7 protein-coding genes and 1 pseudogene are annotated in these 7,599 nt (G+C 32.3%); 5 read left to right on the top strand and 3 right to left on the bottom strand.

What is annotated here, in order from left to right; translation table 11 throughout:
• The first annotated feature begins 210 nt into the window (after positions 1-210).
• Genes ACODS7_RS30240 through ACODS7_RS30230 form a run of 3 tightly spaced genes read left to right on the top strand, consistent with a single transcriptional unit; the run spans position 211 to position 2,420 of the window.
• On the top strand, positions 211-654 hold the full coding sequence (locus tag ACODS7_RS30240) for a GNAT family N-acetyltransferase (RefSeq protein ID WP_243169339.1): 444 nt from the start codon (positions 211-213) through the stop codon (positions 652-654).
• 27 nt (positions 655-681) lie between these two features.
• Entirely contained in the window at positions 682-1,041 is a 360-nt protein-coding gene (locus ACODS7_RS30235; RefSeq protein ID WP_029441986.1) for a YunG family protein, read from the top strand.
• A gap of 53 nt (positions 1,042-1,094) precedes the next feature.
• Positions 1,095-2,420: a bifunctional S-methyl-5'-thioadenosine deaminase/S-adenosylhomocysteine deaminase gene (locus tag ACODS7_RS30230; RefSeq protein WP_243169338.1), complete on the top strand. Its 1,326-nt coding sequence runs from the start codon at positions 1,095-1,097 to the stop codon at positions 2,418-2,420.
• A gap of 149 nt (positions 2,421-2,569) precedes the next feature.
• On the opposite strand, the gene ACODS7_RS30225 is transcribed toward ACODS7_RS30230, so the two are convergent.
• Both ACODS7_RS30225 and ACODS7_RS30220 read right to left on the bottom strand, forming a co-directional pair.
• On the bottom strand, positions 2,570-3,790 hold the full coding sequence (locus ACODS7_RS30225) for an MFS transporter (RefSeq protein ID WP_080681733.1): 1,221 nt from the start codon (positions 3,788-3,790) through the stop codon (positions 2,570-2,572).
• A 47-nt stretch (positions 3,791-3,837) separates the two neighbouring features.
• Positions 3,838-4,413 carry a TetR/AcrR family transcriptional regulator gene (locus ACODS7_RS30220; RefSeq protein ID WP_243169336.1) on the bottom strand — a complete coding sequence of 192 codons (576 nt, stop codon included), beginning with the start codon at positions 4,411-4,413 and terminating at the stop codon, positions 3,838-3,840.
• 380 nt (positions 4,414-4,793) lie between these two features.
• On the opposite strand from ACODS7_RS30220, the gene ACODS7_RS30215 reads away from it, so the two are divergent.
• Positions 4,794-6,422, top strand: a complete 1,629-nt coding sequence (locus ACODS7_RS30215; RefSeq protein WP_142333795.1) for a peptide ABC transporter substrate-binding protein — start codon at positions 4,794-4,796, stop codon at positions 6,420-6,422.
• 51 nt (positions 6,423-6,473) lie between these two features.
• Here the strand turns inward: ACODS7_RS30215 and ACODS7_RS30210 are convergent, their stop codons facing one another.
• Positions 6,474-7,004: a GNAT family N-acetyltransferase gene (locus ACODS7_RS30210; RefSeq protein WP_000484225.1), complete on the bottom strand. Its 531-nt coding sequence runs from the start codon at positions 7,002-7,004 to the stop codon at positions 6,474-6,476.
• Between the two features lie 144 nt (positions 7,005-7,148).
• Between ACODS7_RS30210 and ACODS7_RS30205 the strand changes: the two are divergent.
• Positions 7,149-7,544, top strand: a pseudogene (locus tag ACODS7_RS30205) (response regulator transcription factor); the annotation flags it as partial.
• Between the last annotated feature and the right edge of the window lie 55 nt (positions 7,545-7,599).

Below are 7,599 nucleotides of genomic sequence, written 5' to 3'. Positions count from 1 at the left end.
TTTATCAAGCTGCCTAATGAAATAACCGTGTCTAACTTTTAGGGGTCACTTCAATGGCGTTCTTTTTCTTTAAAAAAATTGTTGAAAATCGTACTGATTATAATAAAGATTTATAAAAATAATTTCTAATTTATGGAAAATAAAGGTTTTTTTGAAGTGCTTTCCGAATCAATTTAGTAGTGTACATATTGAAAGTGAGGAAAAAGAACCATGAAGATAAGAGAAGCGTTATTAAGTGAAGCAAATGAATTAAGTGAACTCACACTACATTCAAAAGCAACGTGGAATTATAGTGAAGAATTCATACTTGCTTGTAAGGAAGATTTAACAATTACGGAAGAGTACATAAAAAATAATTTTGTATATGTTTTAGTAAACGATAATGCGAAGATTGGTTTTTTCTCATTTTTACGTAATGATAAAGCTCTCGATTTCTTGTACATTCATCCTCATTACAAAGGAAAAGGTTACGGGAAAATACTTTGGGAGTATGTAATAGAAAAAGCCAATGAACTAGGATTAAAAAGTTTTACAATTGATAGTGATCCGAATGCAAAAGGATATTACTTGAAAATGGGAGCACAGTTAATAGGAGAGACACCATCAACTGTCTTTAAGGGTCGTTTACTGCCTCTTTTGAAATATGATGTGTAAAACTATTAATAGTAGGGGAAGATTAGAATGGATGATGTAAAGAAAAAGCAAATATATGAGGCGTTAATAAGATCTTGGTCAATAGAAACAAGTTCAAAGTGGACAATTGAAAACCCAGCAAAGGGACAATGTGGTGTTACAGCTCTTGTCGTTCAAGACATACACGGAGGAGAAATTAAAAAGACAAAAGTAAGAGAGGTATGGCACTTTTATAACTTTATAGATGGGCAGAGATTTGATTTTACAGAGACTCAATTCAATGGGAAATTGAATTATATGGATGAAAAGTCAAATCGGGAAGAAGCATTTGCAGATACAAATGAAAAACAATATAGCATTTTGAAGGGAAAAATAACGAAAGAATTAAAATTATCTTTTGACTCTTAATCTTTAATAAGTTACTATAATGGTGGTAACTTATTAAAGGGAACTTCATAGAGTTGAAAGGGGAAATACTTTTGAAAACAACTTATGTAAACGCTACAATTGTAACGATGAATGAACAAAACGAAGTGATAGAAAATGGATATATCATTGTAGAAAATGATCAAATTATAGATGTAAAGAGCGGAGAATTTGCAAATGATTTTGAAGTAGATGAAGTAATTGACATGAAAGGAAAGTGGGTTTTACCAGGGCTTGTAAATACACATACACACGTTGTAATGAGTCTCCTAAGAGGTATTGGAGATGATATGTTATTACAGCCATGGCTGGAGACGAGAATTTGGCCACTGGAAAGTCAATTTACTCCAGAGCTTGCGGTCGCTAGTACGGAATTAGGATTACTTGAGATGGTGAAAAGTGGTACAACATCATTCTCTGACATGTTTAATCCAATTGGAGTAGATCAAGACGCAATTATGGAAACGGTATCAAGGAGCGGGATGCGAGCTGCTGTTTCAAGGACTTTATTTAGCTTCGGAACGAAAGACGATGAAAAGAAAGCGATTGAAGAAGCTGAGAAATATGTGAAGCGTTATTATAAAGAAAGTGGCATGTTAACTACGATGGTTGCACCACATAGTCCATATACATGTAGTACAGAATTGTTAGAAGAGTGTGCTCGTATTGCAGTAGAGAATCAAACAATGGTTCATATCCACCTTTCTGAAACAGAGCGTGAAGTACGTGATATTGAAGCACAGTACGGAAAACGTCCAGTAGAATATGCAACGAGCTGCGGATTGTTTAAACGCCCAACAGTTATTGCACACGGTGTAGTATTAAATGATGATGAGCGTGCATTTTTAGCAGAACATGATGTTCGAGTAGCACATAACCCAAATAGTAATTTAAAACTAGGTTCTGGTATAGCGAATGTAAAAGCGATGCTAGAAGCAGGAATAAAAGTAGGAATTGCAACAGATAGTGTTGCGTCTAACAATAATTTAGACATGTTTGAAGAACTGCGTATAGCAACTTTATTGCAAAAAGGTATACACCAAGATGCAACAGCATTACCAGTTGAAACAGCTCTTTCTCTTGCGACAAAAGGAGCTGCGGAAGTCATTGGGATGAAACAAACGGGATCACTTGAAGTTGGTAAGTGTGCCGATTTTATTACGATTGACCCGTCTAATAAGCCGCATTTACAACCAGCGGATGAAGTGTTATCACACCTTGTATATGCTGCTAGTGGAAAAGATATAAGCGATGTAATTATTAACGGAAAACGTGTCGTTTGGAATGGCGAATGTAAAACGTTAGATGAAGAGCGTATTATATTTGAAGCAAGTCGTTATAAACGAGGTTTACAAAGATAACTTTTTTAGGCTGTGGAGAGAATCTTCTCCACAGCCTATTTCTAATTTGTAAACCTCACTATATTTTTTAAAACTTTGCAACAGAAGTGATAATGCTAACACTACCCAAAAAATTAGATGTTGACGCTAGTTTTAGAGTACATTGATAGTTAGGACATGTATTTATTTTTGGTTTTTAATAAACTTATTGTATTATTGTGTATTAAATGAACTATTAAGGAGATTAAAGGTAAAGCAGCTCCAATGAGTAAAGTTACTTCACTATTAAATTTATAGTAAGTATAACTTCCAATCCATGAACCAAAGGCTCCTCCCAAAAAGAAAATAGTCATATATAATCCATTAAGTCTGTTTCTTATCTCGGGATTCAAACCAAAGATAATTTTTTGACCTAATAATAAATTTCCTGCTACACCAATATCAATGCAGATACCTGAGATAAGAATTAAAATTATGCTAAATAGTGAATGATCTTGAACAAAGAATAATAGTACGATCGATAATAGTACGAGTGCCATTGATACATTAGTCATTGTAAAAATATAACCTTTATCTGCTATTTTACCAATAGTAGGAGTTAATAAAGCTCCAGCAATTGCAACAAAGCCAAATAATGCAATTTCATTATTTGAAAAATGTAATGGCTCTGATCTTAATAAAATTGGAATAGCTGTCCAATAAAGGCTAAATGCAGCAAATAAACATGCGTGATAAAAAGCTCTTTGTTGTAAAGGAGAAGTATTTATTAGTAGCTTTACCATAGAAGTTATTAAATTTGGATATGTCATGTTACTAGTTGAGATAACTTCATAGTTGGGTAAAAATTTTAGAATTAACAGTAATACGGTAACTAGGGTTATTAATGAAAAAAGAAATACCATTCTCCAGCCAAACCACTCTGTTATTCCGATAGATAATGGGCGAGCAATCATAATCCCAATCAATAAACCACTCATCACTTTACCCACATATTTACCTGCCTCTTCAATTGGCACGATTCTCATTGTTAGTGGAACTAACATTTGAGCTGCACAGGCCCCAATGCCAATTATAGTTGTTAATAGTAAAAAAATAATTCCGTTTGTCGAAATTAGCGTACCAATTAATGAAAAAATAGTTAGCCCGATAAGAATTCCTATTATTTTCTTACTTTTCAATAAGTCAGCGATCGGTACGATAAAAAATAACCCCAATCCATACCCAATTTGTGTCAAAGTAGTGAGCAATCCAGATAAATCAGAAGAAATGTTCAGATCTTTTGCAATGAATTGTACAATTGGTTGTGCATAATAAATATTTGCAGCAAGTGAACCACAACTAATTGCTAAAATAAATATTAGAAAATTTGTCTTTTTAGTCAATTTTATCATTCCTTTCTTTTTGGAACGTTCATTCCGAAATTATTAAAAAAGAAAGACTATAGGTCTGCAATAGTCTTATCTACTAGATGATAGGCTGAATTTTTCTCTTTTTTATATTTAGACATTACATTCAAACTATGATTTAAACTTAATAAAGAATATGCAACTAATTCAGTATCAACCTCTTGTGAAATTTCTCCTTTCTTTTTTCCTTCTTCGATAACTTGCTTAAATACTTTTTCAAGTTCATTAAAATCATTTATGAGTATTTCTTCTATGGCAGGGTCAATTTGTCCAATAAGCAGTGAAGAATTAGTTATCATACAACCTTTTGGAATCTCACCTGAATAACATTTTTCAATATGTTGATAAAAAAAGGATTTAAGTGATGCTTTTGTGTTTATACCACTAAAAAGTAAATTTCTCTTTTGAGAGCCATAATTTTTATAATGTTCCAAAACTAGTTTAAATAGTGCATCCTTATCTCCAAAGCTATCGTAGAGAGTAGATCGACCTATACCCATCGTTTCAATAAGATCTGATATATATGTAGCATCATAACCTTTTTCCCAGAATAAATGCATAGCTTTATTTAACGCGTGTTCTTTGTTAAAACTAATACTTCTACCCAATTTATAACACCTCCATTCATGTAACTTAGTATAAATATTCCGGAACGATAAGTCCAGAATATTCGTCTTAATTTCCGAAAGTTTCGTAAAATATCCGTAAATGTTAATTTGGTATTGTGGTATTTAGATGCTATAAAATAGAAAGTATGTATTGAAGCGACAATTAAATTCGATTTTATTGAGGAAAAGTTAAGCTCCTATTAGTTTATATGTTTTTTTCGTTAAAAATCGAAAAGATTCCAAGGTAATCCATATCCTTTTAAAAGGATAGCTTTTTTCTTGAACGAATAAATATTCAAAAGAATGTCGCGTCTTTCTGTTAGTATTTCTGCTATAATATATTACGCTTTATAATATTTTATATTTAAGGAGAACAACTCATGAAGCGAAAAAAGAGTCATTTAATGGTAATGGCACTTGTTACATCTTTATTATTAACAGCTTGTAATAATAAAGCGGATAAAAGTGACACAGAGGTTAAAAAACAAGTGTTAAATGTAACAGTATCAGAAGAAATTCCTTCTCTGGACACTGTGAAAACAACAGATGGTACATCAGCACACATTATGCAGAATATATTTGAAGGGTTATATGTATTAAACGATCAAGATCAGCCTACTCCAGCCATAGCAAAATCGTTTAAAAGAAGTGAAGATGGTAAGAAATATACATTTGACTTGCGTAAAGATGCAAAATGGTCAAATGGGGATAATGTAACAGCAAATGATTTTATATTTGCTTGGAAACGTGCAATTAACCCTGAAACAGCCTCTCAATATGCGTCCATGCTCTTTTATGTAAAAAATGCGAAAGAGATCAATAAGGGAACAATGCCTCTTGATGCACTTGGGGTTAAAGCGATAAATAACTATACGTTAGAAGTTGAACTCGAACAGCCAGTTCCGTATTTTTTACAGTTGTTAGCACTACCTATATACTTACCACAGCATGAATCATTTTTGAAAGAACAAGGAAACAATTATGCATTGGAACCTAGTAATCTCATATATAACGGTCCATTTGTATTAGAAAAATGGAAGCATGAACAAGAGTTTCAATTAAAGAAAAATACTACATATTGGGATCGAAAGAAAGTGAAATTAGATGAAATAAACTTTCATATCCTAAAGGATACAATGACAGCTGTAAATTTATATGAAGCCGGAGATTTGGATCGAGTACCTGTTAATTCGCAAGTTGTAGACAAGTATAAAGGGAATAAGGAATTACATATGTCGAGTGATCCCGGAATTGCTATGCTTCGTTTTAATGAAAAAAATAACGCGTTAGCAAATAAAAAGGTGCGTCAATCTATTTCATTAGCGTTAAATAAAGATGATTTCGTTGCTCACTTTATTAATAACGGAGCAAAACCTGCAAGTGGACTTGTACCAGTTGGTCATGTAAATGAAGTGACTGGTAAAGATTTTAGAAAAGAAAATGGAGATATTTCCTCATATGATTTGCAAAATGCGAAAAAACTTTGGGAAGAAGCGAAAAAAGAGCTTGGGGTAGAACAAGTAAACCTAGGGTTCTTAACGTTCGAACAAGATAACGCAATACGTATGGCAGAATATATAAAAGGTGATTTAGAGAAGAATTTGCAAGGGTTAACGATACAAATTAAACAACAGCCATTTAAGCAAAAATTACAGTTAGAACAAATAGGTGATTACGATATAACTATGGCAAATTGGGGACCTGACTATAAAGACCCAATTAGTTATTTAGAGTTATTTACGACAGGGAATCCGAATAATAAAATGAATTATTCTAATGTTCGTTACGATGAATTAATAAAGAAAGCGAAAACGGATTTTGTACTAGATACGGAAAAACGATGGGAAGCGTTGCGAGAAGCCGAGCAGGTATTATTAGAAGATGCTGCGGTGGCGCCGCTTTATCATATTGGCTCAGCATATGTACAAAAGGATTATGTAAAAGGAATTGAAAAGCATCAATTTGGTGGTATTTATACTTATAAGAATGCTTATATTGCTAATGAATAAATACAAAAAACCTTACTTTTTAAAAGTAAGGTTTTTTACACATAAATTCTATTAAACTGATTTTAATAAAGCGTAAAAATTCGTATCATATGGGATATCATCTTGATACATATAATTTTTTAGAACGCCTTCTTTTTCAAAACCTAATTTTAATAGTACTTTATTGGAAGCTTCATTTTCAAGAAATACAATTGCTCCAATCCGCTTTAAATGAATCGTATGGAAACCGTATGATATAACCTCAGAAACAGCTTCAGTCGCATATCCTTTTCCCCAGTGTTCAGGCAAAAAGGCATAACTTATATTGGCTCGTTTATGCTCAGAAGACCAATCGTGAAAACCAATGGTACCGATGAGTTCTTTCTTGTCTTTTAATTCGATCCCCCATTTTATACCGCTTCTTGCATTGTAACTCAACTTAAAGTTATGAATGATTTGTTTCACTTGATCAACATCTTGTAACGGTTTTTGACCATAATAGCGCAGTACATTAGTATTAGAAAAGCATTGTAGTATACGTGGTGCATCTTCTTCGGTAAGTTCTCTTAAAATAAGTCTTTCAGTTTTTAATAAAGGAAACATATTTTCGCTCCTTTTCACATGAAAATAGAATGTATTTGTTATTATATAATTTAATCTGAAAATAAAGATTATTCAAGGTGTAATGGTAGATTTGATTTATGATAAACTTAGATGTGGAATATATTTCAAAAAAGAGGTTTGGAAATGGAAAAAAATTCGATATTAATTGTAGATGACGATAAAGATATTATTCAATTTATTAATGTGAATTTAAAACAAGAAGGTTTTAAAGTTTTTAGTGCTCATAACGGTGAAGAGGCTTTAGAAATAATAAATAATAACAGTATTCAACTTGCTATTTTGGATATTATGATGCCTCAAATGGATGGTATAGAACTTTGTAGAAGGATTAGAGAGAAACATAGTTTACCAATTATGTTTTTAAGCGCGAAATCATCGGATGTAGATAAGGTAATTGGGTTTAGTACTGGGGCAGATGATTATATTGTGAAGCCGTTCAGTACAATTGAATTTATAGCAAGAGTGAAAGCCCAATTAAGAAGGTATACATATTTCAATCAAAATGCTCCCCAAGTAATGGTATAAATGCTAGTTTAAATGTACACATTAACACTTGAATAATCATGTACATTTT

This window comes from Bacillus sp. FG16 (genome assembly GCF_057809515.1).
The sequence above is the reverse complement of the archived record's forward strand: the minus strand, read 5'-3'. Positions and strand labels throughout refer to the sequence as shown.

What these genes read in the sequence shown, in the direction of transcription:
- ACODS7_RS30225 (WP_080681733.1), bottom strand. Translation starts at nt 3,790, where the DNA reads ATGATAAAATTGACTAAAAAGACAAATTTTCTAATATTTATTTTAGCA.
- ACODS7_RS30240 (WP_243169339.1), top strand. Translation starts at nt 211, where the DNA reads ATGAAGATAAGAGAAGCGTTATTAAGTGAAGCAAATGAATTAAGTGAA.
- ACODS7_RS30210 (WP_000484225.1), bottom strand. Translation starts at nt 7,004, where the DNA reads ATGTTTCCTTTATTAAAAACTGAAAGACTTATTTTAAGAGAACTTACC.
- ACODS7_RS30235 (WP_029441986.1), top strand. Translation starts at nt 682, where the DNA reads ATGGATGATGTAAAGAAAAAGCAAATATATGAGGCGTTAATAAGATCT.
- ACODS7_RS30215 (WP_142333795.1), top strand. Translation starts at nt 4,794, where the DNA reads ATGAAGCGAAAAAAGAGTCATTTAATGGTAATGGCACTTGTTACATCT.